This window comes from Alkalibaculum bacchi (genome assembly GCF_003317055.1).
In the GTDB taxonomy this organism is placed as follows: domain Bacteria; phylum Bacillota; class Clostridia; order Eubacteriales; family Alkalibacteraceae; genus Alkalibaculum; species Alkalibaculum bacchi.
Window position 1 is genome coordinate 144446 of the sequence record NZ_QNRX01000002.1, and the last position, 26175, is coordinate 170620.

22 protein-coding genes and 1 tRNA gene are annotated in these 26175 nt (G+C 34.8%); 8 read left to right on the forward strand and 15 right to left on the reverse strand.

From position 1 onward, the window contains the following. Positions 1 to 147 precede the first annotated feature (147 nt). The gene (locus DES36_RS02095) at positions 148 to 1542 is read right to left on the reverse strand and encodes an SLC13 family permease (protein ID WP_113919564.1); all 1395 of its coding nucleotides are present in this window, start codon (positions 1540 to 1542) and stop codon (positions 148 to 150) included. Between the two features lie 267 nt (positions 1543 to 1809). On the opposite strand from DES36_RS02095, the gene DES36_RS02100 reads away from it, so the two are divergent. Then, positions 1810 to 1886 (forward strand) — tRNA-Lys (locus DES36_RS02100). A 440-nt stretch (positions 1887 to 2326) separates the two neighbouring features. Here DES36_RS02100 and DES36_RS02105 read toward each other — a convergent pair. Both DES36_RS02105 and DES36_RS02110 read right to left on the reverse strand, forming a co-directional pair. Beyond that, complete coding sequence (locus tag DES36_RS02105) at positions 2327 to 2524, reverse strand: hypothetical protein (protein WP_113919565.1); 198 nt, start codon at positions 2522 to 2524, stop codon at positions 2327 to 2329. A 163-nt stretch (positions 2525 to 2687) separates the two neighbouring features. Beyond that, positions 2688 to 4085, reverse strand: coding sequence for an MFS transporter (locus DES36_RS02110; protein ID WP_113919566.1), 1398 nt, complete (start codon positions 4083 to 4085; stop codon positions 2688 to 2690). Between the two features lie 393 nt (positions 4086 to 4478). On the opposite strand from DES36_RS02110, the gene DES36_RS02115 reads away from it, so the two are divergent. Continuing rightward, on the forward strand, positions 4479 to 4994 hold the full coding sequence (locus DES36_RS02115; RefSeq protein ID WP_113919567.1) for a DUF2284 domain-containing protein: 516 nt from the start codon (positions 4479 to 4481) through the stop codon (positions 4992 to 4994). A gap of 74 nt (positions 4995 to 5068) precedes the next feature. Here the strand turns inward: DES36_RS02115 and DES36_RS02120 are convergent, their stop codons facing one another. The 6 genes from DES36_RS02120 to DES36_RS02150 all read right to left on the reverse strand — a co-directional run bounded on the left by DES36_RS02120 (position 5069) and on the right by DES36_RS02150 (position 11351). Beyond that, a complete protein-coding gene (locus DES36_RS02120) occupies positions 5069 to 5776 on the reverse strand; it encodes an ABC transporter ATP-binding protein (RefSeq protein ID WP_113919568.1) in 708 nt (235 codons plus the stop codon). Positions 5777 to 5790: 14 nt separating this feature from the next. Beyond that, positions 5791 to 6549, reverse strand: coding sequence for an ABC transporter ATP-binding protein (locus DES36_RS02125; protein ID WP_113919569.1), 759 nt, complete (start codon positions 6547 to 6549; stop codon positions 5791 to 5793). Beyond that, complete coding sequence (locus DES36_RS02130) at positions 6549 to 7556, reverse strand: branched-chain amino acid ABC transporter permease (protein ID WP_113919570.1); 1008 nt, start codon at positions 7554 to 7556, stop codon at positions 6549 to 6551. The genes DES36_RS02125 and DES36_RS02130 overlap by 1 nt, the downstream gene beginning before the upstream one ends. Before the next feature lie 2 nt (positions 7557 to 7558). Then, on the reverse strand, positions 7559 to 8431 hold the full coding sequence (locus tag DES36_RS02135) for a branched-chain amino acid ABC transporter permease (RefSeq protein ID WP_113919571.1): 873 nt from the start codon (positions 8429 to 8431) through the stop codon (positions 7559 to 7561). Positions 8432 to 8953: 522 nt separating this feature from the next. Continuing rightward, a complete protein-coding gene (locus DES36_RS02145; RefSeq protein WP_242981673.1) occupies positions 8954 to 10102 on the reverse strand; it encodes an ABC transporter substrate-binding protein in 1149 nt (382 codons plus the stop codon). 175 nt (positions 10103 to 10277) lie between these two features. After that, positions 10278 to 11351, reverse strand: a complete 1074-nt coding sequence (locus DES36_RS02150) for an NAD(P)H-dependent flavin oxidoreductase (protein ID WP_113919573.1) — start codon at positions 11349 to 11351, stop codon at positions 10278 to 10280. A gap of 252 nt (positions 11352 to 11603) precedes the next feature. On the opposite strand from DES36_RS02150, the gene DES36_RS02155 reads away from it, so the two are divergent. The 4 genes from DES36_RS02155 (at position 11604) to DES36_RS02170 (ending at position 14641) form a co-directional block, all read left to right on the forward strand. After that, entirely contained in the window at positions 11604 to 12062 is a 459-nt protein-coding gene (locus DES36_RS02155; protein WP_113919574.1) for a hypothetical protein, read from the forward strand. 176 nt (positions 12063 to 12238) lie between these two features. Beyond that, on the forward strand, positions 12239 to 12961 hold the full coding sequence (locus DES36_RS02160; protein WP_113919575.1) for a zinc dependent phospholipase C family protein: 723 nt from the start codon (positions 12239 to 12241) through the stop codon (positions 12959 to 12961). Between the two features lie 185 nt (positions 12962 to 13146). Further along, entirely contained in the window at positions 13147 to 14370 is a 1224-nt protein-coding gene (locus DES36_RS02165; RefSeq protein WP_113919576.1) for a cofactor-independent phosphoglycerate mutase, read from the forward strand. A 13-nt stretch (positions 14371 to 14383) separates the two neighbouring features. Further along, a complete protein-coding gene (locus tag DES36_RS02170) occupies positions 14384 to 14641 on the forward strand; it encodes a GIY-YIG nuclease family protein (protein ID WP_113919577.1) in 258 nt (85 codons plus the stop codon). 225 nt (positions 14642 to 14866) lie between these two features. Here DES36_RS02170 and DES36_RS02175 read toward each other — a convergent pair whose 3' ends face one another. Then, positions 14867 to 15625, reverse strand: coding sequence for a MerR family transcriptional regulator (locus DES36_RS02175; protein ID WP_113919578.1), 759 nt, complete (start codon positions 15623 to 15625; stop codon positions 14867 to 14869). A 283-nt stretch (positions 15626 to 15908) separates the two neighbouring features. Between DES36_RS02175 and DES36_RS02180 the strand changes: the two genes are divergently transcribed. Continuing rightward, a complete protein-coding gene (locus tag DES36_RS02180; protein WP_113919579.1) occupies positions 15909 to 16295 on the forward strand; it encodes a hypothetical protein in 387 nt (128 codons plus the stop codon). 359 nt (positions 16296 to 16654) lie between these two features. Here DES36_RS02180 and DES36_RS02185 read toward each other — a convergent pair whose 3' ends face one another. Both DES36_RS02185 and DES36_RS02190 read right to left on the reverse strand, forming a co-directional pair. Next, a complete protein-coding gene (locus tag DES36_RS02185; RefSeq protein ID WP_113919580.1) occupies positions 16655 to 17623 on the reverse strand; it encodes a tetratricopeptide repeat protein in 969 nt (322 codons plus the stop codon). Positions 17624 to 18060: 437 nt separating this feature from the next. Beyond that, positions 18061 to 20088, reverse strand: a complete 2028-nt coding sequence (locus DES36_RS02190) for a penicillin-binding transpeptidase domain-containing protein (protein WP_113919581.1) — start codon at positions 20086 to 20088, stop codon at positions 18061 to 18063. Positions 20089 to 20282: 194 nt separating this feature from the next. Between DES36_RS02190 and DES36_RS02195 the strand changes: the two genes are divergently transcribed. After that, positions 20283 to 21302: a potassium channel family protein gene (locus DES36_RS02195; RefSeq protein ID WP_170128139.1), complete on the forward strand. Its 1020-nt coding sequence runs from the start codon at positions 20283 to 20285 to the stop codon at positions 21300 to 21302. Between the two features lie 256 nt (positions 21303 to 21558). Here the strand turns inward: DES36_RS02195 and putP are convergent, their stop codons facing one another. The 3 genes from putP to DES36_RS02205 all read right to left on the reverse strand — a co-directional run bounded on the left by putP (position 21559) and on the right by DES36_RS02205 (position 25948). Further along, positions 21559 to 23112: a sodium/proline symporter PutP gene (gene putP / locus DES36_RS02200; RefSeq protein WP_113919583.1), complete on the reverse strand. Its 1554-nt coding sequence runs from the start codon at positions 23110 to 23112 to the stop codon at positions 21559 to 21561. Positions 23113 to 23374: 262 nt separating this feature from the next. After that, the gene (locus DES36_RS15260; protein ID WP_278278687.1) at positions 23375 to 23500 is read right to left on the reverse strand and encodes a hypothetical protein; all 126 of its coding nucleotides are present in this window, start codon (positions 23498 to 23500) and stop codon (positions 23375 to 23377) included. A gap of 360 nt (positions 23501 to 23860) precedes the next feature. Continuing rightward, positions 23861 to 25948 carry a glutamine synthetase III family protein gene (locus DES36_RS02205; RefSeq protein ID WP_113919584.1) on the reverse strand — a complete coding sequence of 696 codons (2088 nt, stop codon included), beginning with the start codon at positions 25946 to 25948 and terminating at the stop codon, positions 23861 to 23863. Positions 25949 to 26175: the final 227 nt, after the last annotated feature.

Below are 26175 nucleotides of genomic sequence, written 5' to 3' on the forward strand. Positions count from 1 at the left end.
TTATTGATTGAACAGAAATCAAAAACTTAAGAACGATAAAAAAGCTCGCCTATAGGCGAGAGAAGATTGAGCAATCGTTTAACCACTGCTTAACGATTGCTCAACTATTGTTTTACATAGAACTTACAACATAGAACTTAAAACTTACTATAGAATCCCTAATAACATAGCTGCTAGTGGTATCCATATAGCTACAAATACTGCTAATACTATTTGGATAATAGCTGTAGATTTCGCCATCTCTCCCATTTTATAATACCCTGTCATATAGGTTAATAGTGGAACTGTATCAAGAGGGAGCAAGTAACAATTTGATACACACAACCCCAAAGTCATAATGGTGATAATTGGGCTAACTCCGATATTTGCTGCTAATCCTACTAGAGGAACTACAAGCATTGTTATAAGAGCAGGAGCCACTGGAACGACGATTAGCATTAAGAAAATCAAGATACCTATCATAAATATTATTCCAAAGAGTGGAAGATTAATAGAACTTGGCATTAATGTTTGGACAATCCAATCACTGACACCGTTTGCTACTAAATTATTGCCTACAGATATAATGGTACCTACTAAGAAAAAGGCAGCCCAACTTACATCATTTATGTATTCCGTCCAAGTAAGTACCTCTATTTTAGGCAAGAACAAGAATACAAATCCAATTATCGCTACTAAAGTTACATTGAAAACTGGATACCAAGAGCTTAAAATCCACAATACAAGTAAGACGATCATTAAAACTAGTACATATAGTTCTTGAAAACCCATTTTCTTTGGAACCTCAAGACCATTAACATAAGCTTTTATTTCATCTTGAGATAATTCTGCAGGTTTGTAAACCTTTACGATAATCCACCAAGCAATAGGCAGTATGATAATTACTAGGGGAATTCCGAAAGTCATCCATTGAATAAAAGTAATTCTTATTCCTGTGGCCTGCTCTAATAGATTAATGCACATTAGATTTAATGATGAACCAGCTGGAGTAATCATACCTCCAATCATGCTAGCAACTGGCAGGCCAATCATTATCGCTTTGCCTGTTTTCATTTTAGCACTTTGATCTTTATAGATTTTTAAAAACCCTAATACTAATGGAATAAAAACAGCTGTCGTCGCCACATTTGATATCATACATGATAGAAGTGCAGAGCATAGCATAATGGCAAATATAATCATATTTACATTTTTTCCGAACAATAACATCAATTTTTTCAACAATCGAGTGGATAGTGGTACTTTCGTAATCGCTGTTGATAGTCCAAAAGAGACTAATACAAAGTATACGATTGAATTCGTAAATCCACTTACAGCAGACGGTATATCCGCTGCTACTTTAAACACTACCATCAAAGCAATTGTGAGAAAACAAGTCACTCCTATTGGCAATGGTTCCGTAATTAGTAAGATTAACACTGCTAAAAGAAGGCCTATTGATCGTACTCCCGCCTCTGATAATATGCCCTGAGCTGGTATAAAATTCATTGCGATTAAAATTACTATTGCTAAAATAATCCCTAATAACTGAGTTTTCTTCATCTGCAACACCCCTTTTGTTTTTGTCTTCTTAATATTTAATGTCAATTTATGTATACTAATATTGTAAATCAACCTCCCTCTCTTAATTTTATATAAGTATAATATTATATCTAACTAATAAAATCAATATATTATTTAAAAAATGTCTTTTTTACAACAAGATTTCAAATATACTACAAATACTAGATCTTCTAGGTTCCCAATTTTTTAGTATTTTACTTGCATTATTTTTTATTTCATAGTATAATAATTCTTGTCCCAAATCACGCTTCCTTAGCTCAGTCGGCTAGAGCACCTGACTCTTAATCAGGGTGTCCTGGGTTCGAGTCCCAGAGGGAGCACCAAAATAAAATAACTCGCATTAGTTCTTAAATCTTCGTTTAAGGACTTTTTTTATATCCTGGGACTCGAACCCTGAGAGGGTTTCGAAACGGTGCGAAGCAATTCAATATGCTAAATGCATATTGAATAGTGAAGAAATCTCTGAGCGAGCCTAAGCGAGCGAGGAGGGTAGACGCGCCAGCGGATACGTCCCAGAGGGAGCACCATAATAAAAATAACTCGCATTAGTTCTTAAATATTAGTTTAAGAACTTTTTTTATGTCTAAAACAGGTGGTCAGGTGGTCAGCTTTAAGGTGGTCAGGAAAAACATTTGCCATCGTTGATGATTACGTATTTTTGTTTTGGCTAAGCCTACCACGTCATCCTGAACGCAATGAAGGATCTTTGACTTGCAAAGCCTAGCCCTAGAGAACTGATGGCTGGCGACTAAACGCTGATCGCTTAACCTTTCGGTACCTTACTCATAATCTCCTGAGTGGAGGTAAGCATAAGTATGGTTCCAATAATATTTACAGTAAAGGACACGTTCTTAGATTCTATGAGAAAGGATCCGATTAGAACTATGATAAATCCAATGGCTGCAGTAATAAGATGCACTCTAATCTCTTTGCTTATTAAGAATTTAATAAATTTCTCCATAATAACACCCTTTACTAATAATGTCTTATAAATTTATAAGTAGCTTTTATTTAAAAATAAAATTACAATAATTTTTGTCTTTTTAGTTGAAAGGAGGATGGTTTCTAAAGAACACCATCCTCCTATTGACTTACACATATAAAACTTACTATCAAATCATTAATTATGCTGTTCGGCTATTAATCTCTTCTTGATATTCAACAACTTTCTCTCTAGTAATTTTAAATCCTACAACCAGTAAGACCGCACTAACAAGAGAGAATATTGCTGGTATTAACATAAATCCATTTGTAATGGCATTTTTCAAAGCATCACTCGCTTGTGCTGGATCAATATCTGGTGTAAAGTTTGCAGATGCAAGTACTGCAGAGATGATTAATCCTCTTAATAAGATAGAGACCTTTAATGGTAAGTTTTGAAGCCCCATAATCCAACCAGAAGCTTTTTTGCCTGTTTTCCATTCGCTGTAAATAACACAGTCTGCATATAGCGCAGGAATTAAAGAGTAGTTTACACCATATGAGAATTGGCCAATGCTTAATAAGATAATAACTACATAAACAGATACAGATGCCCAAAGTAGCTTTGCAACTATTAAAACTGCTGCTGTGATTACAAAGAACACTATTGCAGCTGTTCGAGTAGATAATGTCTTAGCAAAATTCTTACTTACATAAGAGCCTATTACACCTAAGATATTAGCAATAAAAATATAAGTTGGCAATAAAGCTGCATTTTGTGCAACATATGTAAAGTAATATACAGCAATACCACCTAAAAGGAAGTTAAATAAGAACTTTGATACATCGGCAATTAATAGTACAAGTAATGGAGGATTTTGGAATAGTGATTTAAGCATGTCTCCACCGCTCATTTTATCCGCTTTTTTGCTCTTTACATCAGTAACAACATCAACGTCTTCGTATCCATCAAACATTTTAAAATGAGCATAGTACATAACAGCCATAATAACACCTAAAACAAAAGCTGTTGCCGCATATTGATTTGTTTCTCCAATTATTCCTGCGAAGAAAGATGCCATTGGAATACCTACATAAGGGAATAATACCCTAGACATATTTGCCCATGCGCCTCTTGTCGCTGTTAATTGAGATCTGTCTTCTGGTGTTTGTGCAGCTAATGTAATTAAAGATACATTTGCAACATAAGGAATATTCCAGATCATATGACTAGCTAAAAAACCAATAATAATTGTAACTGCATTAATTGCATTGTTTCCAAACTTCACAAATTGTAAAGCGTAAAGTAAAGGTACAATCCATGGTAATGCAATTAACCAAGAACGATAACGTCCCCATTTCATAGGTTTGGATCCATCAATAATTGCTCCATAGATCCACGAAATCGCAGCATCAACTCCACTTGTAATCGTTTGAATAAGTGCGGCTAAACCTAAGTCAAATTGTGCAAGATTCGTTAAGAAAAATGGGAAGAAGTAGTTCTCAACACTTGTCATTAATGAAAATGCACAGTCGCCAACCCCGTAAAAGGTTTTTAATGCTTTACTTAAGGGTTTCTTTGTTTTCTTTGAGTTGTCCATAAGATACCTCCATTAAAATATTTTTTAAAAGAATTGCCAAAATAAATGCGTGCTATTTTAAGATAAATAGCTTAGATGAAATACATACTAGAATTGAAACGATAGCTTAGATGAAATACATACTAGAATTGAAACGTTTTCATTACATTATTAAAATGAAACGTAACTTTGAATCACTCCTTACTTTATAAAATTTTATATATAACTAATAATATGAATTTAAGTTTATTATAATATTTATAATATAGGTTGTCAACAAAATATTACAAATTACTACAAAGTATTGCTCGGTAGTATTTTGAAATTATAGTATATTATATTATTTATATTGAGTTAATAATCCTTCTATCCTATAATTTAATTATATTCATTTAATTACAAGGGGATTAGACAATGCTTAAGGATCGATTAATAGAATCATTCAAAGAAATTGGTTATGATGAGTTTAAAGAAATAGAACTTGGTGAGATACTATTTTCTAAAGATGTCTTCGCCCAATGCGCCCGAAATATTTGTGGTAATTTTAGTAAATATCATACTTGCAAAGGTAGTACCATAAAAGAAAGTAAGGAAATAATATCAAAATACAATCACGCCTTTTTAATTAATAAAATCGTAGAGCTTAAAAGAGGAAAAGAAATGATGGAATCCTTAAAATGTGTTGCTGACGCAAATGAAGCTTTACGCAAAGCTTTTAAAGATGAAGAAGTTATGATTATGGGCGCTGGTCCTTGTACCATATGTAAAACATGCGCGATAACCGAAGAAAAGCCCTGCAGACACCCAGATAAAATACAATACTCAATGGAAGGCAGCGGAATCGACGTAGTCCGCATGTCGATAAATGAGAAGATGACCTATAATGCTGGTCGTGGGAAGATTGGATATTTTAGTTTGATTTTGTTTTAGGTGGTAAGCAAAACCTTCAGTGAGTCGCATATTTGCTTACTACCTTACCACCTAAAAAAAGCGTATTTAGGCGGTTAACCGCCTAAATACGCTTTTTTGATATCATCATTTTCAATTAAGTCTTTTGCTTTTCCTTGAATGACGATTTTTCCTGTTTCTAGAACATATCCTCTGTCAGCAATTTGTAAGGCTCTATTGGCGTTTTGCTCTACAAGTAGGATTGTAGTTCCTGTTTTATTGATTTCTTCAATAATATTAAAGATTTCATCTACTAAAATTGGAGCAAGTCCCATAGAAGGTTCATCTAATAAAATCAGTTCTGGATGAGACATGATCGTTCGACCGATGGCCAACATCTGTTGTTCTCCACCACTAAGAGTACCAGCTAATTGTTTTATTCGCTCTTTTAACCTAGGAAATCTTTTAAATACCAACTCTAAGTCTTTGTTAAATTCTGCTTTATTTGACTTTCTTGAATAAGCTCCCATTTCAAGATTTTCTAGTACAGTCATTTGGGCAAAAATTCGCCTGCCTTCTGGTACATGACCCATACCCATAGACACCATCTTTTGTGGGCTGACTTTTTCAATATCCTGTTCTTTAAAAAGAATCATTCCATCAGTAGGTTTAATCATTCGAGACAAAGTTTGAAGTATGGTGGTCTTCCCTGCTCCATTGGCTCCAATTAAGGTTACAATTTCTCCCTGTTTTACGTCAAAACTTATATTTTTAATAGCGTGTATACTGCCATAGTGTACATTAAGATTTTTTACTTCTAACATCTGTTGCCCTCCTCCTACTCGCCTAAATAAGCTTTGATTACATTTGGATTGGATTTTATTTGATCTGGATTACCAACTGCAATTATTTTCCCATAATCTATTACAGTAATCTTTTCACAAATGCCCATTACTAAATTCATATCGTGTTCAATTAAGAGAATGGCAATCTTAAACTTATCTCGAATTAAGTATATGGTCTCCATAAGCTCTTTTGTTTCTTGTGGATTCATTCCAGCAGCAGGCTCATCAAGCAATAAAATCTTTGGATTAGTAGCTAAAGCTCTTGCAATCTCAAGCTTACGCTGCTTTCCATAGGGAAGATTCTTAGCTAAGCTTTGTGCTGATTGCCTCATGTCAAATATATCTAAGAGCTCCATTGCATAATTGTGAGCTTTCTTTTCTTCGTTCCAATAAGAGGGCAGTCGAAAGATGCCATCTACAATATTATATTTCATTTCTTTATGATAGGCTATCTTAACATTGTCTTCTACTGTAAGCTCCTTAAATAATCGAATATTTTGAAAGGTTCTAGCTGCTCCAGCTTCTACGATATCATAAGGCTGTTTTCCAACTACATTTTTACCATCTAAAACAATACTTCCAGAAGTCGGAAGATATACACCTGTCAACATATTAAATACAGTAGTTTTACCCGCACCATTTGGCCCAATTAAGCCTCTAAGTTCTCCACTTTCAATAGAGATTTCAAACCCATCTACAGCAGTAAGACCCCCGAATTTAATGGTTAAGTCTTTTACATCTAATAATGCCATTAGAGATCTCCCCCCTCTGCATCATTTTGTGCTTTTTTCTTTTCTCGTATTGCTGCCGGAATTCTTAATGCACCTGTTAAAGAGAATTCTTTTGTTCCTAAGATTCCTTGAGGTCTAAAAATCATCATAATAATCAATACGGCGGAATAAAGTAACATTCTGTACTCTGCAAAATCCCTAAGAAGTTCTGGAAGAAGCGTCAGTATAAAGGATGCTACTACTGTACCTGTAAGGCTGCCCATACCTCCTAAAATAACGATAGTAAGTATCTCTACAGATTTCATAAAACCAAAAGTAGAAGGGTCTAGAAAAGCAGTGTATTGTGCATACAATCCACCTCCTACACCTGCAAAAAATGCAGAAATCGTAAATCCTAAAGCCTTAAATTTTATAGTATCAATCCCTACTGCTTCAGCAGCGATTTCATCCTCCATGATTGATTTCATAGCCCTACCATGCCTTGAACGGGTTAAGGTATACAACACTACGAGAACCACGATAGTAACCCAATAAGAATTATTTGAATTGACAATCTTAGGAATTCCTGTAAGCCCCTGTGCTCCACCTGTAAACTTCAAATTGTTAATAGCAACTCGGATTATTTCACCAAAACCAAGGGTAATAATGGCTAAATAATCACCTTTTAACCGAAGTGCTGGCAAACCTATAAGGTAACCGATAATTGCTGTTATAATTCCTGCTACAATCAAGGAAAGGACTAGCTGTATTGTTGCAGGCATTCCCATTTCATTAATAGCTATAGAAAACAATGCAGAAGCATATGCACCTACTGCCATAAATCCAGCATGCCCTAAGGCCAATTGACCTAAATAGCCCACTGTAAGATTTAAGCTACTTGCCATTACAATATTAATAAAACATGTAACGAGTATACCTGCAAAATATCTGCTGACTATTCCAGTTGTCGTAAGTATGTTTAATAGAACAAATACAAGGATGACCGCTATTAGATTAATCATATTAGACTTCTTATTTTTGCCTGCCACAATTACACCTTCTCCCTTGTATTTTTACCTAAGATCCCTGTCGGTTTTACAGACAATACCACAATTAAAATACTAAATGCAATTGCATCAGACCAGCTACTAGATATGTAAGCTTTTGCCAGTGTTTCTACAAATCCTAGTATAAATCCGCCAAGCATAGCCCCAGGAACAATTCCAATTCCTCCTAAAACAGCTGCCACAAAAGCTTTTAAACCAGGTAAAACACCTAAAGTTGGAAGAACTTGAGTATATGCTACAGCATATAAAATTCCACCTAGTGCTCCTAGTGCAGAGCCAATAGCAAATGTTATAGATATGGTTCTGTCTACATTAATACCCATTAGCATAGCAGCATCTGTATCCTCAGAAACAGCTCTCATTGCCTTTCCCGCCTTTGTTTTGTTGATAAATAGGGTCAAAAGAATCATAAATAATACAGAGACAAGAAATGTAATTAAAGTGATATTGCTGACTTGTAAACCTCCAATATTAATTGGTTTATTTGGAATAATCGATGGCATTACTTTTGGATCCGCTCCAAATATGAGAAGAGCTATATTTTGCAATAAGTAACTCATAGCTATAGCTGTAATTAAAGCCGATATTCTTGGAGAATTTCTTAAAGGCTTGTACGCAATTCTCTCAACTGCCATACCTAATAGAGCTGTAAGGGTCATTGAGATGAGAAAAACTGCCCAAACAGGCACCCCTGCTAAAGCTAGCATAAAAGCAAAATATGCACCCATCATCATAATTTCCCCATGAGCAAAGTTTATTAATTTAATAATCCCATAGACCATTGTATAACCCAAAGCAATTACTGCGTAAATACTTCCTACTTGAAGACCGTTAATTAATTGTTGAATAAATACCATGTTTACTCCTCCTTTCATTAATGTTATTTAGCGAAACCTACTCCTCATAAGATAGTAAGTTTAAAAATGTTTCCTCAATTCTTATGGAGTAATATGTAGAATTTTGTTTTCCATACTATTATAATACAATATTCTGAATTTTTACATTATTAATATACATTTTACCTTAGTCATAATTTCCCACAAATTTAGAAACATTTTATACAAATTCATGTTTGTACTTAAATCAAGGCAAAAACAAAACAATATGAACATATTATTACAAATATTCTGAAAGTTCAAGAACTTTAATCAGGTGGTAAGGTGGTCAGGTGGTCAGGTGGTCAGGTGGTCAGGTGGTCAGGTGGTCAGGTGGTCAGGTGGTCAGGTGGTCAGGAAAACCTAGCCTGGCCTCTAGGCCAGGCTAGGTTTTCCTTTCAACTTTCCACATTCTACTTTCAGCCAAAAGGTTTTTCCCGTCGAACCAATATACGCACAAGTAAAGGTGCCTCGAATTAGAGACACCTTTTATAGATGTATATATTATTTTACTACGATTTTTTCTAGTAATTCATGCTTTCCATCTTTAAGTTGGATGATTGTGATATCCTTTTGAGAAACATCTCCCTTTTCATCAAAGCGGATACTACCAGTTACGCCTTTGTGCTCTGTTTCTGCAAGTTTGTCTAAAATTGCCTGACTATCTGTGCTACCTGCCGCTTTAATCGCTTCTGTTAAGATATAAGCTGTATCATATCCTAATGCCGCAAATGAATTTGGCTCAGCATTGTATTTTTCTTGGTAACCTGTAATAAAGTTTTGAACCACTTTATCTGGATCTGTTTTTGCAAAGTGATTTACAAAGTAATACCCTTCTACTTGCTCTGCGTAATCTTTTTCTACGCTATCCCAACCATCTACACCTACAACATCTTGTTCAAGACCCATACGTCTTATTTGAGTAGTAATTTTACCTACTTTGTCATAGTAATCAGGTAAGAAAATGATATCCGGATTAGATTCTTGCACTTGTGTAAGAAGAGCACTAAAGTCGCCTTCTCCTTTTGGATAACCTAATTTATTTGTTACCTTAAGACCTGCATCTTCAAAAGCTTTTGCATATACATCAGTTACACCAACTGAATATGCATCATCTGTATTGTATAAGATTCCAACAGATTTAGCACCTAATGTTTCAATACTAAATTTAGCAGCAGCTGCTCCTTGATATGGATCTGTGTAACATACTCTAAAAACAGTTGAGCCCTTTTCTGTAGCTTCTAATGCAGTTGATGTTGCAGTAATCAAAGGCATATTGTCTGAAGTAGCTAGATCTTTAATTGCCAAAGTCTCACCACTAATTACGCCACCGATAATTGCTACAACTTCATCTTGATCTCTCAATCGGTTGTAAATATTAATTGTTTCTGTCTTATCGCCTTTTGTATCATATTGTACGATTTCGATTTGTTTTCCATCAATACCTCCGTTGGCGTTGATTTCTTCAATAGCTAAATTCACGCCATTTATTGTGGCTGTACCGTATGAAGCAACTTCACCTGTCAAAGGTCCAAGTGCACCAATTTTAATCGTATCTCCACTAGCGCCGCCTCCGCCAGAGCACCCTACAAGCATTATTGAGATCATCAGTATAAGCGCCAATGTACTTAAAAATAGTTTATTCTTTTTCAACAATTTTTCCCCCTATCGTGATTAATATTAATATAATATTATAAATATTCAGAAAATTCAAGCACAATTTTAGATGCGTGGAAAGTAGAAAGTGGAAACTCACCTTTAGGTGAGATCAAGTTTTTCCTTTCCGCATTCCGCTTTCAGCTTTCTACTTATAAAAAAAGAAGCTGAATTACTCAACTTCTTCAGCTTCTTTTTTTATCCTACTAAATAGTTCTTTTACAGTAATGATTTCATCTATTTTCGAGACATTACTTCCACAAAATACTAGACCCTTTTCAATATGGCCTTTAACAGCATTAATTAAGGCGTCTGATATGCAATAAGGTGCTGCCTTGGGCTCACATGGAGTCAAACAATTGTAGCAAGTCTTAATAGGCATTCTTTCATTCTCCATTTTCTCTGAGAAAGGAGTGCGAATTGCTCTACCTGGCATACCTACTGGGCTTTTTACAATCATTACATCTTCATCTCTGGCATTGACATATGCCTCTTTAAACTCAATGGACGCATCGCATTCTTCTGTCGCTACAAAACGGGTAGACATTTGTACACCCGATGCTCCATTATTAATATAATCTCCAATGTCCTTTCCAGAAAACACCCCTCCAGCTACAATTACTGGAATCCTCTTGCTGTATTGGGTTTCAAAAGGCATGATTTCTTTTAAGACATCTTTTAGAAGATCCATGACTTTAGGTCTATTTGGATCTTTTACCTCTTCACTTGAAAATCCCAAGTGACCACCTGCTTCAGGTCCTTCTACTACAATAGCATCAGGAAGATAGTCGTAATTTCTGATCCACAGCTTCGTGATGATTTTTGCAGCTTTTCCTGAAGAAACAACTGGGACAGCTTTCGTGTTCGTGCCTTTTACGTACTTAGGCAAATCTTTTGGTAAACCTGCTCCTGCAATGATAATATCTATTTTTTCTTTAACAGCCTCTTCTACAAGTTCCTTGTATTGAGTAGCTGCTGTCATAATATTTATACCAATGATGCCTTTAGGAGATAATTCTCTAGCCCGTTGAATTTCTTTTCTCATAGCACGTAAATTAGCCATTAAGTTATTTGTTCTAAAATCCGCTTCTCTAAAGCCATTTTGCACCCCAGAAATAATACCAATTCCACCTTCATTGGCAACTGCTGCTGCTAATGAAGATAATGAGACACCTACTCCCATGCCACCCTGTATAACTGGCACTTTCGCTATTAAATCTCCTATTTTTAAACTCGGTAAGAGCATTTTATCATCTCCAAATTCGTTTGATTTTCAAATAGTTTGATAATCAAATAATATGATATTGCTTTATGATTGTCAACATTTTTTGCTTTTCACATTATCTTTGTTCTTTACTTATAATAACAAAATGTTGCCAATATTATGTACTTAGATATTCATTTTCTCTATATTTTTATCTATTTTCGTCTTAATAGGTACCATCAAAAGTCGCTTATCATATGATATATTGTAAAACTTAAGAAAGGATGTATGATTTTGAGATATACAAATTCAGGTTTTAATCCCTATGCATATTATATGAATGCTCCTTATAGTCCTTATGAGGATAATTCAATGGGCGAGTATCTTGATATGTCAGAGGCCCAATTAGAAGAAATGTATCCAACGATCTATCGTACTGTATATCCAAGTGTGTCTTATAGATGCGATCGCATGCACGCACAGCACGGTGACATGTACGTTCCAAATAGAGAAGAATTCGATGAAATGGTAAGCGATATTCAAAATAATGTAATTGAAAACGAAGAAAACTCCCAAAGCCAAGAAGTAGATATTAATCAGTGGAATAGAAATTCTGGTCCATTTAGAGATTTAGTATCAATACTGCTGATACGAGAGCTTTTAGATAGAAGAAGATTCCCCCATGATAGAAACCGCGGGCGTAGACGCGACAGATATGATAGATATGGAAGAGGTCCAGGATACTGGTATTAGGAAGTTCTAAGTTGTAAGTTCTATGTTCTAAGTATTTTGTCACCAACGGTGACCTGTTCTTTTCCTTAGAACTTACAGCGTAAATCTTAGAACTAAAAAATCCCTTTTCGAAGGGATTTTTTTAATGGATTGGGTAAACTAATTAGGAAATTTTACTACTTTAGGAGGTTCTTAATATGACTGTACTTGCTAAGACTTATGGAACAGCTTTGCAACTTCTTTTTGCTGTGCTCAATCCTTTTAAAAAAAGAGTTATCAGCACGGAATGTGAGGTTCATAAGTTCCTTAATCTACAAGCCTTAAATATACTGAGGAAGGACAAACATTTTACAGAATATGCTTATTTTAAACAGTACATACAGGATATTAACGAAGGTGCTGTTTGGGCAGATCAGGACTTTAAAAGTAGCAATCACTTCTACAACCCTTATACAGGTAAAGGCATGTATGGAAGGAGCAGTGCAAAAGATTTGGCTTTAACCTATTGTAATAAAAGCATTAACTTAATTAAAAAAGGTGAAATAGACGATGCCATGTTTTATCTAGGTGCTACTGCTCATCTCATTCAAGATATGGCAGTACCTCAGCACGCTAATATTCGATTATTGGACAATCATCGCCAATATGAGAACTACGTCATAAAAACCTATCAAAATGTTCAAGATTACAGAGATCTCAATGGAGTTTATAAATTAAAATCTCTAGATAACTATTTTAGATTTAATGCTAGGGTCTCTTTAAAAGTGTACAAACATTACCGTCATATAAAAAAAGACGATGAACGTTTTGATAAAATCACACGATGCGTCATTCCCCTAGCAGAGCGAACAACAGCCGGATTTATGCTAACTTTTTATGAACAGACCATTAAAGGCAAGCTACCAGCCACCAGTGATTAACACTTTAATCACCACACACATCAATAAATTCTAAGTAAAATCAGCAGGTCACTCCGTGACCGCTGATTTTACTTACCACCTTACCACCTTACCACCTTAAAAATTTCCACTTTCCGCATTCAGCTTTCCGCCAATTTATGATAAAATTATCCCATAACAGACATAGAATAGATAGGATGATTAAGATGAAACATATCATTATACTAACCGATGGTGCTGGGGATTATGAAATGGGAATCCTTGGAAATATGACGCCTTTAGAAGTAGCTAAAACGCCTTATTTAGATGAATTAGCACAAAAGGGAGAAGTTGGTTTAGTCCAGACCATTCCTGAAGGCATGCAACCTGGCAGTGATGTAGCAAATTTAGCTGTAATGGGTTATGCTCCAGACAAGTATCATACAGGTCGTTCCCCATTAGAGGCCGCAAGTATGGGTGTACCCCTTATAGACACAGATATAACCTTTCGATGTAATATCGTAACCCTTACTGAAGATGAGCCTTACGAAGAAAAGACCATTCTCGATCATTCTTCTGGGGATATTACAACAGAGGAATCTACTCAATTAATACTAGATATTCGAGAAAAACTTCAGACAGAATTCATTCAATATTATCCTGGCGTAAGTTACAGACACCTTATTTTATGGAAAAAAGGTCCTTACGACTTCGATTTGACACCACCACACGACATATTAACCCAAAAGATTACAAATTACTTACCTAAGGGACCCCATAAGGATATTTTATATAATATGATGAGTAATTCTTATGACTTACTAAAAGACCATCCCATTAATATTGCACGTAAAGAGAGAGGACTTAACCCTGCTAACTCCATCTGGATTTGGGGAGAAGGAAAAAAACCACAGCTAGACCCTTTTTATGATAAATACCAATTAAAAGGATCTGTCATCTCTGCAGTAGATTTAATTAATGGTATTGGCATATTAGCAGGTTTACAGCCTGTTAAAGTAGAGGGAGCTACTGGTACTCTCCACACCAATTTTGATGGTAAAGGTAAAGCGGCCATTGAAACATTACTAAATGGAGACGATTTTGTTTACATTCACTTAGAAGCCCCAGATGAATGCGGTCATCAAGGAGATTTAGAGGGGAAGATAAAATCCTTAGAGTTAATCGACGAGAAAATAGTCGGAGCGATAAAAAATGCACTAAACGAGGCAAAAGAAGATTACCGGATCATGATTCTGCCAGATCACATGACACCAATTGCCAAGAGAACACATACATCAGATCCTGTACCATATATGATTTACGATAGTACTCAAAACACAAATCTTTCTCAAAACAGATATACGGAGAAAAGCGCAAAAACCTCTGGAAACTTCTTTAATGACGGTCCAAGCTTGATGGATTACTTCATTAAGCCAAACGCTAGAAAGTAATAGAGAGTAAGCTATGTATTATGTTTATATGGTCCGCTGTAAAGACAACTCTCTATACACTGGATGGACCACGGATCCAAAACGCCGCGCAAAAGAGCACAACAAAGGTAAAGGCGCCAAATACACCCGTTCAAGACGCCCAGTAAAACTAGTATACGTAGAAGAAACTTCAACAAAGCAGGAAGCGATGAAAAGAGAGTATGCAATTAAGCAGCTCCAAAAGGTGGAGAAGGAAAAAATCTGTTTAAGGTGGTCAGGTGGTCAGCTTTAAGGTGGTCAGCAAACATGCGACTTACGTCGCAATGAATGATGAACATTGAATAATGAATAATATATTAGAGATTTCAATAAATATCCCATATTTGTATTGTTCCATGTTCAATGTTCGTTGTTCAATGTTCATTGAAGTTTTTCTTCCGCTTTCGGCTTTCAGCTTTCTGCTTTTTAGTCCTAAATTGCTAATTACGTGAAGCAACTTCCCCTTCGTACGTGCAACCTATTTTTTCGTATAGACTAGTACCGCATCCCTCAAAAAAGCCGCTGTACCCGGTTGGTTTTCATCGTAGTATGCTGTAAACCTCTCGTCATCTACATACATTTGCGCTAGACCTGCGTGAGCCTCTGGGCTGTAGGAGTCCCAATAGTAGGTAAGCCATTGTTTATGAAGATCTACTGCCTTTTGAGCTAATTCACTGGCAGGATCTCCTCCTTTAAAGGCCTCTGCCAAAGTCTCTTTTACTTCACCCTCTAATTTGGTAACCTCTTCGTAATCTTCTTGGGACATATTCATTACCCTTTTATTGGATTTTTCTACCGTGTCTTTACCATATTTCTGTCGAATTTCATCTCCATATTTTTCTTCATTATCCTCAACAAGCTTTTTCTTAAAACCTTTAAATTTTTCTTGATCATTCATTATAATTCTCCCTTCTTTTAAAGCTATGGTGCTTTCTACATTTTCAATTAATACATCTAATTGAGCTCTTTTTTCAAGAAGTTTTTCATGATGTTCTTTTAAAGCAATTTGTTCGTTAAAGGAAGGTGAAGTCATAATCTGTTTGATGCGAGATAGTTCAATGCCCAACTCACGGTAAAAGAGTATTTGTTGTAACCTATCTACTTCCCTTTGACTGTATATTCGATATCCTGATGAATTAATCCTCGCCGGCTTGAGAATTCCTATTTCATCATAATACCTTAATGTACGAGTAGTGATTCCTGCCATTTTGCTTAATTTTTGAATCGTATATTCCATCTGAAAACCTCCTTGTGGAAAGCGCTTTAGTCTCTAGTCATTAATCTTTAGCTCTACAGTATTCCTTTTGGGTCAAAGTGCGATTCTTAAGCTAGGATTAGTAGAGCAAGAGCTAGGGCTAAAGTAGAACTTTCCTCCCTTCAAAATGTAATATATACCTTGACGTAACGTCAATGTCAAGAGAATACAAAAATATTTATAATAATTTATATGAATCGTTTAGATATTTTGGTATTTGTATAGTATAATAAAGAAAAACAAATCATGATTAGAGGAGTATGCAATGATTACAGCGTATTTAGTAGGGATTCCTGCTTATTATGAAGGGGAAGACATTGAAATTCGATACAGTATTTATAGAGATGAAGAATTAATATGTAAAAAGTCAATTTATCAAGATTATATTAAACCAGCTGCAGTTGGTATCAAAGCTTATATCGCTTTGATTGAAGAATTCCAAAAAATAGATGGAGATGAATTTACTGTAATTATAAATGATCCAGCCTTAAACGAACTCATTAGAGGTACTTCCACTACAAAAAATGGTGCAGTATTAAAAGCCCTAAGCCAGATGAAACGTAAGGTAGATAGATTTAATAAAAAATTAACTGTTATAGATGTAAGCAATCATTATGAAGATATCATCAAATGGGATGAGGAACTAAAATAGCCACCCTAATACTGGCCTAGTGCATTGGCTACCTTTAGTAGCCAAATGTATAAAATGAGTTTTTAGTTCATCTTATAAATCCTATAGCTTGGCTATTTTTGCTATGTAACAGAATGACCCGTCATATAAGTTAAAAAGGTTATAATAAATATGCTTACGGACATAATCAAAAGAATAATTTTATTTTTTGTAGACAATTGCATTTTACATGACCCCTTTGTACCATTTTATTTACTAAGAATAATACATGACTCTTAAGTGAATCTTAAAACCTTTATTAAAATGCGTGGAAAATAGAAAGCGGAATATTACCTCGTCTTAAGGCGAGGTTTATCACTTTACAATCTAAACTTTTAACTTTACATTTTTGACTTTAAATTCTTGGCAATTTGAGTTACTGCTTTTTTATACTTTTCTATGCTATATGTATCAATAAATTCCTTATTTGCTTCATAGATAGACTTTTCTTCTTGAGAGAATCTCCATTGGTTTTCTAATTTCAACTTAATAACATACTGTTTTATAATATTAGATTTTTCATTACCCATTTTTTGTAGAATTTTGGCTGTTTGGGAAAAAACATTGATTTTTTTACTATCCTCTCCACGAGAAAGCATGGCATCTGTGGCATAGGACAATGCTTTTTGGTTATTTCCCCTAGAAGTACAAATATGACATAGGTCCATATACATATACCATTCTTTTCGATATCTAATAAGCTCCTCTAATATTTTAATAGCTTGTTCTCCATCGCCTAACTTCCATAGAGCAATTGCCATTCTTCTTCTAAGCCATATATTATTGTTATTATGTAACTTAGGGAAAATCTCTAGAGCTTCTTGTGTAATCCTTAAAACATCTTCATATAATTCTAAGTGCTCATAGACCTTACTCTTTAGAGCATACCATGATTCTTTATAAGATTGTTGCTCTGTTTCTCTGCCATTAATCATAAGTTTAAAAGGCTCCTGTGATAATTTACTAGGGTCTAATTTGTCTAGCCATTGATTGATTTTTTCGGCTTCAAAATTCTCTTTTGATTTATAAAATTTAAGTACCTTAAATACAGTCATCTGATAGAGAATGTCACTATTTTTCGTATGTTTTAAGATATACCTTATATACTCCTGTGTTTTAGGGTACTCCTCTCCATAAAACGCTTTTGTATGTGCAATCTTTACCCGATACAAGCACCACATATAGTTAAAGAGACAATACTTTTCTAGATAATCCGAACTCTCTTTGCGTATCTCCTCATATAAATTTAAGGCTTTCTCATATTCCTTTAAATCATTATAAGCTTTCGCTTTTAACCTTAGCTCATCCATCCCATCACCCCACACTTTAAACCTAAGTATATAGTTCTACATGAATCGAGAAATTCCTTCTTTTTTTGGAAAAAATTTCTTATTGGTTGGCGTTTGGACGGGAAAAACCTAGAAGTGGAAAGCGGAACTTTTCAAGTTAGAAAGTTGGTATGTTCCAATGTTGGAAATTTTGCTGATTAAGTGAGCTGACTAAAGCTCTGAGGTCTAAGATTCTTCGCTACGCTCTAGAATAACCAGGCAGTAGCCTAAGCTGTCCCTACAGATGTCGAAGTTACATTCTGACCCTAGCTACTGCATATGTCATCCTTGAGGCTTTAGCCGAAGGATCTTACACGACCTCGCCTCTAGGCGAGTTTGATTTTTTCCGCTTTCAGCTTTCTGCATTCATCTAAACAAGATTTCTTAAACGCCATCAAGCCTCCAACTAACGCAGAACATCAATACGCTTCTATAAACCTTCTAACGAGTGGCACTACTACATGGCTTCCGCCTCTGCCTTGTACTTCTTCTATCATCATAGTCGTAATGTATGGGGTGGCTTCACTTTTGTCTATGGCTGCAAACCAGCCTATTTCGTCCTTTTGATTAGACTCATTTGCATCGCTTACTTCTGCTGTTCCCGTTTTCCCTGCAATGGTTTTGCCTTCAATATAAGCCTCGTGCCCTGTTCCATTAGGATCTTCTACTACTTTTACCATTAGGTCAAAGACTTTGCTAGAGACTTCTTTAGATATTATATTTGTTCTTATAGGTTCTTCTTTATCCATAATCAACTTTGGCTCTACTATGCCTCCATCGTTAGCAAAGGCAGAGAAAGCTTTTGGTATATTTAAAATATTCGTTAATACTTGCCCTTGTCCATAGCCTGTATCAGCTAGCAAGATTTCACTTGAAATTTTATTTTCATTTGCAAGTTGTGATTTGTTCATTCCATAACGTATCTTTAAATCTACCCCAATGCCAAAATCTTTTGCCCTTTGGATAAAATTCTCTTCTCCAATTTGCAGAGCTACTTGACCAAAGTATATATTGTCCGAGTAAACCATAGCTTTCTCTAAATCTACTGGAGTTCCTGGATCTGTTACTCTAGTGATATAATAATCTCCCCAGGATGAATCCTTTTGCCAATCTTTCCCCTTCACATTTATAGTAAAACTCTCATCAATCACCTTATCATTTAAAGCTATCGCAGCTGTAATAGGCTTAAGGATAGAACCAGGTGTATAGGCCTTAGTAAACCGATTTAGAAGTGGATTACTTTTATCTTCTTGAAGAGATTCTAATTCTCCTGAAGAGATTCCTAAAGTGAATTTGTTCGGGTCATAAGATGGTGAGCTAACTATGGCTAAAATTTCACCATTTTTATAGTTTACAGAAGCTGCGGTTCCCCTTTCCCCATTCATACTTTCATATAATTTTTTCTGTAGTTCTATGTCGATCGTAATTACTAAATCTTCTCCGTCTTTTGCGATCTCTTCTTTTAAAACTTCTTTTTCTGTTCCCTTATTGCTTACAAGCACAACTTTTTTACCAGGCACTCCTCTTAATGTCTCATCAAAAATTTTCTCTAAGCCAGTCTTACCTAGCTTGCTGTTTGAAGTAAATCCTTGACCCTCTAACTCCTTTAAATCATCCTCACCAATATAACCTAAATAACCTGTTAAATGAGCGGCTACTTCCTTATACGGGTAAACCCGGTCAATTATTTCTTTATAAGTAGCACCTTTGTTTTTCGCATGTATCTCTTCTATTTGAGACAATTGCTCTATAGGTATTTTTACAATATCTACAAAAGAATCATCCTTTACCCATGAGAGATTTAATCGCTCTTTAATATAATCTTCGGAAATAGAGAAGGCTTTTGCTATATCACTAATGACTTCTTCTTTCATATCCCCTAGCCTACCAGGGACGATGCCTACTTGGATTACAGTGCTGTTTTGTGCTAATTTATTGCCACTGCGGTCTGCAATCACCCCACGAACAGGTGAAGTAGTCCTTGTAATGATAGAGTCTCCAGCCGCAAGATTTTCATATATCAAATCGTAATCCCAATCAATATACCAAGAAGATTTATCTTCGACTTCTTCTTTTACTACACTTACATCTACATTATAGGATTTTTTACCATACGCCGTCTGAAGGGTGACCTTAATCGGGATACTCACTTTATCTTCCTTTTTGATTTCTTCTTTTAATTTCTTTTCATCCCCTAAGTTTTCTATAGCTATAGAGTCTACATTTAAATCTGTATAAAGCTCGTCGTATGCCTTTTTAAACTCCTCTAAAGATAAACTATCTTTATCTTCTAGGAAAATAATTTCATACATATCTTCATAATCTTTTGATTCCCACAAACGAGTATACTTCTCTACCAGACCTACAGGATCCTTTTGGCTAGAACAACCAGCAAATAGCAGCAATAAGCTACAACATATAGACAATAATAATTGCTTTCTAATCATATTAACCTCCTAAATATTTAACGTTTATACATGTTTTATAAATTTATTATAACACGAAAATTCTATAGTACTTTAAAGAGACAGTAAAGTGTAAAATTTAAAATAGCAAAGGCTATTTTTACTTCCCAATTTTAATTATAATTCTAATCAATTTGTTCATAATAAAACGTGTAGCAGATTGGGAGGAAAATAATTTGAAATGGTATGAAAAGACCTATAAAGTGCTAAAGACTAAACTCTTAAGAAATGAATTTATTTCTTTTTATGAATTTCGCATCAAAAAAATCTTACAGGTAATTTTTATTTACTATATTCCTATTACTTTTTTCTTTATTCTTTTTTTTGCCCTAGTATACTACAATATAGATGGAATTGCATCTCTCAATGGTGATGAAACAATAAGCTTTCTAGATTGCTTTTATTTTAGTACAATTACTTTTTTTAGTATCGGCTATGGTGATTATATTTCTATAACAAATACAGCAAAACTGGTAGACATTATACAAAGCATTTTGTCCTTTATTCTATTGACATTATATTCAGGTTTTATTGTGCCAATTTTTTTTACGAGGAGAAATGATGTTACTTTCGACAATCAATTGTTCTTATGGCATAATGGAGAAGCGTTTACAATCTCTTTTCCAATTATTAACAAGGGTACTATGTTTTATGAAATGTATGCAATCTTGTCCTTTACTTTAAACAATATTAGAGGAGTAGAATATCGATATAGCTTAATTAAAGTTTACACAACCTGGTTTGAAAGGATTTGGTTTTGCGACTTTCAAATTTCTAAAGAACATGCAGATGACGAAGAATATATGGCAATTTATGAAGCCCTATACATTGCTATATCAGAGCAAATTAACAAAGTTCGATTTCCTAAATTAAATTTGTGTATTCACGGCATTGACTCTCAAACTCGAGGTGCTGCTTATTTTATTAAAGAATATTATCTAAAGGGAATTCGTATACTGTTTGCAGATCACTCCTATCAAAGTTGTTACATTAAAAATCATACAAAATACAAGAAAAAGGATTGCTATATTGGCATGGAAGATGAATACTTTCTATATTTTTTTGAGCTTCTAAACGAATTAGTATTTCCAAATAATGAAGAAATGAAAAAAAGCGTCACAGGACAATTTGAGTTAGAAAACAAACATCTAAATCTACATTGGCAAAATTACCACAAAGATTTTTATGTCTACTAAAAGAAAATAGCTACCAGCGTTCAGCGGCCAGCCATCAGTGCTAGGGTCAAGCCTCACGGGTAAAAGCCCTTGCATATAAAAATACTTAAAAATGGGAGCTTATCTCAATCAAGAGAAGCCCCCATTTTTATAAACTAATAAAGTTTTCACCTATAACGATTTTTTTAATATATTAATCTAATTAACTAATAACTATTAGTCATTCTACGGTTTTACATAGAACATAAAACGTAAAACTTAGAACTAAAGCGACGTTTTACGACTGTTTTGCAAGATCAAATTCTTTTTGTATTTCTTTCGATGGTTCCTTTGTTATTAGAGAAACTATTATAATAGCTATACAAGAAAGGACAAAGGCTGGCATTAGTTCATAAATTCCAAATATACCACCTAAAGGCTTAATGAAAAGATTCCATATAAATACCATTATGCCACCAGTAAGCATACCCGCAATGGCGCCTCCTCTTGTAGTCCTCTTCCAAAATAGGGAGAACAACATAATAGGTCCAAATGTTGCACCGAAACCTGCCCAGGCAAAGGATACTACATTAAAAATAACGCTATTTTCATCTAAGGCAATAAGCACTCCTACTATTGTAATCGCGATTAATGTGATTCTAGAGATCTTCATAACCTCTTTATCAGTTGCATCTTTCTTCATAATCCCTTGGTAAATATTCTTTGATACTGCTGATGCGGCAATCAACAAATAAGAATCTGAGGAGCTTATGGTTGCAGCTAATATTCCAGCCATAGCAAATCCTGCTAAAAGTGGAGGAAGCAAGTTAGAAGACATAAGGATAAATATACTCTCAGAGTTGCTTTGGGTTAATAGCTCACTAGGGTACAATGTCCTTCCAATCAAACCTATAAATACAGCAGCAAATAAAGAAATGACACACCAAGTGGTTGCTATTCTTCTTGCTTTTTTAATTTCAGAAGCTTCTCTAATAGCCATAAATCGAAGCAGCACTTGAGGAACACCAAAGTATCCAAGACCCCAAGACATCGTAGATACAACGGTAAGCAAACCATAGGGTTGTGCTGATCCAAATAGTGGCTCTCCAACAGCTCCAGTCTGTTGAACACCATCTACAACTGTCGGTTGAGATATGCCGAAAAATTCAAAGAAACCTGGAATTGATTTTACGTTTTCTATCACGGCATCTAAACCACCCGCTGCATTGACACCTAATAGCACAATCATACTAAGAGCTATAATCATGACGATTCCCTGCATAAAATCTGAAACACTTTCTGCTAAAAATCCACCTAAAAAAGTATAGATAATGACAAACAAGGCACCTGAAATCATCATATATTGATATTTCAAGCCAAATAAACTATTAAACAATTTTCCAACTGTTACGAAACAAGACGCTGCATACACTGTGAAGAATATAATGATAAACAAAGAAGCGATAAGCATAATAAACTTTTGTTTTTCTTTAAAACGATTGCTAAAGTAATCTGGAACGGTGATGGCATCACCAGCAATATGAGAATAGTTTCTTAACCTTTTGGCAACGATTAACCAATTTACATACGTTCCTAGTGCTAGTCCAATAGCTGTCCACATAGCATCGCTTAAACCAAACCAGTATGCTACCCCCGGCAAACCCATTAAAAGCCATCCACTCATATCCGAAGCTTCTGCACTCATAGCAGCAACCCAAGGACCTAAAGACCTTCCTCCTATAAAATAATTTTCACTGTTTTCATTTGCACGTTTTGCAAAATAAACGCCTATACCGATTACGACAGCCATATATACAATCATAGATATGGTCATCAACGATGTTTCCCCCATTATAAAACCTCCTATTAAGTATGTATGCTCATTATTATACCAAAATATTTATAAATATACAAAACAGTAATAAAAAAAGATACTCATTATACAAAAACCAGTTCTATATTGTAATGACTGGCAGGAGCTAGGGGCAAAAGTAGGACTTTCCTGTTAAACTAAATTATAGCAAAGCTTTCTCACTCAATAAAAAAACCCATATCTTCTGATGTGGGCTTTTTTACAGGTAAGATCATTCATTAACATACTATCCATCATAAAATTAATGATCTCCCTTGTTGGTATAGCTTTCACTTTTTCGCGTCTGTGAATCTTCTTTATATCCTAATACTGCATGTACAGCCCATCCTACAATAAATAAGCACACTACTACTATTTGTAATGTCATTACTCACTCCCCCCATCCTTATTTTTTATTTATAATAATTACACTTTTTTACTATACAGTACTACTTAATTTTTTATCATCTCTTCTTATTATTGATATTTTATTAACAATTAATTGATTTGTCAAGTTTAATTAATAAATGCAAAGGTTAAAAAATACTCTAAATATATGTAGAGCATTCCTATCGTATAAATAATTATATAATAAACTAATTATTATTTACAATATATATTATATTTTTCTATTTTTTCTTTATGATTGTGTTTTTTACTTCTTAAACGAAAAAAAGAAATACTCCTTTGCTTTAGAGTATTTCTTTTATATGAATCTAGCCTAGCACGAAAAGCAAATACTGATTTGTCATACTCTAAATAGCAAATCACCATAGGTTGGCATAGGCCAAAAACTTTTCGCCACTACTTCTTCAAGTGCATCACATGGCTTTCGTAGCGCTTCCATTGCTTCATATACTTCGAATTTATACGCCTTCGCTCGCTTATACATTTCTTTAATACCTTGGGTTTTAGATAAAGTACTTTCTAAGGTAGCTAAAGCTGTGCTTGCATCTAAATATAAACTGTTGATCTTTGCAACAATTTCAATTTGGGCAGACACATCTGCATCTTGAACAACAGATTGAATATTTTTAATAGAGGATGCTACATGGCTTGCATAATGTAAAGATGCAGGCAAAATTTCTTTTTTAGCGATTTGAATCGTTGTTAATGCCTCAATATTAATCGTCTTTGCATATTCCTCAAACATAATTTCCTGACGCGCCATGACTTCACCTTCCGTAAACACACCATGCCTTTCAAATAGTTCTATATATTCTGGTTCACTGAATGCTTTAATGGCTTCTACAGCAGTTTTAATATTGGGTAGGCCTCTTCTCTCTGCTTCTTGAATCCAGCTTGAATCATATCCATCTCCATCAAACAGGATATTTGAATGTTCCTTAACTAATCTTTCTATAATAGAGCTTAATCTTACGCTAAAATCTTCTGCTTTTTCCAGTTCATCAGCCATGTCTTTTAATACATCAGCTACAATAGTATTTAAAATAATATTGGGACCTGCAATGGATGCAGTTGAACCTACCATTCTAAATTCAAATTTGTTGCCCGTAAAAGCAAATGGTGATGTTCGATTGCGATCAGTGACATCTTTTTTAAATTTTGGCAATGTGGTAACGCCAAGATCCATATGAGTTGCTGATTTACAAGACGTTAATGCACCATCCTTTATTTGATTTATTATATCTGTCAATTGCTCTCCTAAAAATATTGAGATAATCGCTGGCGGTGCTTCATTTGCTCCTAATCGATGATCATTTCCAGATGAAGCTGCTGATAATCTTAGCAGTGGAGCGTATTTTCCAACTGCAGCTATAGTGGCGACTAAAAAAGTTAAAAACTGAGCATTTTCATGTGGAGTAACACCTGGCTCAAGTAAGTTTGCTTTATCTGTGCCAATAGACCAGTTATTGTGTTTTCCTGAGCCATTGATTCCTGCAAAAGGCTTCTCATGTAATAAGCAAGCCAAATCATGTCTAGCAGCGACTTTAACTAAGGTATCCATAACCAATTGATTTTGATCTGTTGCGATATTGGTCGTCGTGTAAATTGGAGCCATTTCATGTTGAGCAGGTGCTACTTCATTGTGTTTTGTCTTAGAAGCAACCCCTAATTTCCATAGTTCTACATCGAGCTCATTCATGAAATTATGAACTCGATCTTTAATGGCACCAAAATAGTGGTCATCTAATTCTTGACCTTTAGGAGGTTTTGCTCCAAATAAGGTTCTTCCTGTATACATAAGATCTTTTCGTTGATAAAACAAGCTTTTATCAACAACAAAATATTCTTGCTCTGGTCCTACTGTTGAGACTACCTTTTGGATTTTTGTATCTCCAAACAATCTTAAAATTCGAATGGCTTGCTTAGAGATTGCTTCCATAGAGCGCAAAAGAGGCGTCTTTTTATCTAGAGCTTCTCCAGAATAGGAGCAAAATGCAGTAGGAATATAGAGGGTATGATCTTTTACAAAAGCAGGTGAGGTAGCATCCCATGTCGTATAACCCCTTGCTTCAAAAGTTGCTCTTAATCCTCCATTAGGAAAAGAAGATGCATCTGGCTCCCCTTGAATTAGTTGTTTGCCTGAAAACTCCATAATTACTCTTCCATCACCAGTTGGTTCAATAAATGAGTCATGTTTTTCAGCCGTTTTTCCAGTCATAGGCTGAAACCAATGAGTGTAATGTGTTGCTCCTTTTTCTATAGCCCAATCTTTCATAACGCTTGCTACAATCTCTGCTACCTCAGGAATAAGTTCTTCGTTTAAATCTAGTGTCCTTAATAATTTTTTATACGTATCTTTTGAAAGTCTCTCTTTCATAATTGCTTTACTAAATACATTGCAACCAAAAACCTGTTGTAAATTATCCATTATCTTCTACCTCCAAATTTATTTTTAACTATTTCTATTTTCTAGAAAATAAAAAGTCTGGATATTGTAAATAATCCTCTAAACATATGTTTAGTCAGAATATTTCATATACAGACTTCATTGCCCTATGAACTATTTATTTACTTGACTGCTAATAAACTTATCTTTATATACAAGAGATTTTTTGACCTAAAAGGAATACCCAGATGCTAGTGACTAACGACTAG

Excerpts from the sequence above, each read along its gene's own strand:
- DES36_RS02095 (WP_113919564.1), bottom strand. The coding sequence starts at position 1,542 with ATGAAGAAAACTCAGTTATTAGGGATTATTTTAGCAATAGTAATTTTA.
- DES36_RS02105 (WP_113919565.1), bottom strand. The coding sequence starts at position 2,524 with ATGGAGAAATTTATTAAATTCTTAATAAGCAAAGAGATTAGAGTGCAT.
- DES36_RS02110 (WP_113919566.1), bottom strand. The coding sequence starts at position 4,085 with ATGGACAACTCAAAGAAAACAAAGAAACCCTTAAGTAAAGCATTAAAA.
- DES36_RS02115 (WP_113919567.1), top strand. The coding sequence starts at position 4,479 with ATGCTTAAGGATCGATTAATAGAATCATTCAAAGAAATTGGTTATGAT.
- DES36_RS02120 (WP_113919568.1), bottom strand. The coding sequence starts at position 5,776 with ATGTTAGAAGTAAAAAATCTTAATGTACACTATGGCAGTATACACGCT.
- DES36_RS02125 (WP_113919569.1), bottom strand. The coding sequence starts at position 6,549 with ATGGCATTATTAGATGTAAAAGACTTAACCATTAAATTCGGGGGTCTT.
- DES36_RS02135 (WP_113919571.1), bottom strand. The coding sequence starts at position 8,431 with ATGGTATTTATTCAACAATTAATTAACGGTCTTCAAGTAGGAAGTATT.
- DES36_RS02150 (WP_113919573.1), bottom strand. The coding sequence starts at position 11,351 with ATGCTCTTACCGAGTTTAAAAATAGGAGATTTAATAGCGAAAGTGCCA.
- DES36_RS02160 (WP_113919575.1), top strand. The coding sequence starts at position 12,239 with ATGACTGTACTTGCTAAGACTTATGGAACAGCTTTGCAACTTCTTTTT.
- DES36_RS02165 (WP_113919576.1), top strand. The coding sequence starts at position 13,147 with ATGAAACATATCATTATACTAACCGATGGTGCTGGGGATTATGAAATG.
- DES36_RS02170 (WP_113919577.1), top strand. The coding sequence starts at position 14,384 with ATGTATTATGTTTATATGGTCCGCTGTAAAGACAACTCTCTATACACT.
- DES36_RS02175 (WP_113919578.1), bottom strand. The coding sequence starts at position 15,625 with ATGGAATATACGATTCAAAAATTAAGCAAAATGGCAGGAATCACTACT.
- DES36_RS02180 (WP_113919579.1), top strand. The coding sequence starts at position 15,909 with ATGATTACAGCGTATTTAGTAGGGATTCCTGCTTATTATGAAGGGGAA.
- DES36_RS02185 (WP_113919580.1), bottom strand. The coding sequence starts at position 17,623 with ATGGATGAGCTAAGGTTAAAAGCGAAAGCTTATAATGATTTAAAGGAA.
- DES36_RS02190 (WP_113919581.1), bottom strand. The coding sequence starts at position 20,088 with ATGATTAGAAAGCAATTATTATTGTCTATATGTTGTAGCTTATTGCTG.
- putP (WP_113919583.1), bottom strand. The coding sequence starts at position 23,112 with ATGGGGGAAACATCGTTGATGACCATATCTATGATTGTATATATGGCT.
- DES36_RS15260 (WP_278278687.1), bottom strand. The coding sequence starts at position 23,500 with ATGACATTACAAATAGTAGTAGTGTGCTTATTTATTGTAGGATGGGCT.
- DES36_RS02205 (WP_113919584.1), bottom strand. The coding sequence starts at position 25,948 with ATGGATAATTTACAACAGGTTTTTGGTTGCAATGTATTTAGTAAAGCA.